Source organism: Mesorhizobium sp. M7A.F.Ca.CA.004.06.1.1, assembly GCF_003999135.1.
Lineage (GTDB): Bacteria > Pseudomonadota > Alphaproteobacteria > Rhizobiales > Rhizobiaceae > Mesorhizobium.
In genome coordinates this window covers 1-396 of record NZ_RZPQ01001492.1, presented here as the reverse complement: position 1 = coordinate 396, position 396 = coordinate 1, and the positions used below count along the sequence as shown (strand labels likewise).

Sequence of the window (396 nt, the reverse complement as noted above, 5' to 3'; positions counted from 1 at the left end):
CGGCTGGTCGTCGGGGAGCTCCGGTGGTGGCTGGTCTTCGGGATCAAGCGGCGGTGGCGGGTTTTCCGGTGGCGGCGGCTCATCGGGTGGTGGCGGTTCTTCAGGAAGCTGGTGAGACATATCATGGCAACACGACCAATCAGCCCGCAGGATCATGAGCGCATCGCAACCACGATCCGCGCCGCCGAGGAGAAAACCGACGGCGAGATCTACTGCGTCGTGGCGCATGCCAGCGACGGCTATTTCTTCCCGGCCGCCTTCATGGCGACCGTGTGCATGCTGATCGTCAGCCTGGCGATCGGCTACGGTCTGGAGGCCTGGTGGCTGTCGATCCGGCTGCCGCATTTCGTCCTCGCCCAGCTCCTGGCGCTTGCCTGCGTGCTGGCCTTGTTGTGG

1 pseudogene is annotated in these 396 nt (G+C 65.2%); it reads left to right on the top strand.

Annotated features, from left to right (window positions below):
- Window positions 1-123: 123 nt before the first annotated feature.
- Window positions 124-396, top strand: a pseudogene (locus EN906_RS37095) (TPM domain-containing protein); the annotation flags it as partial.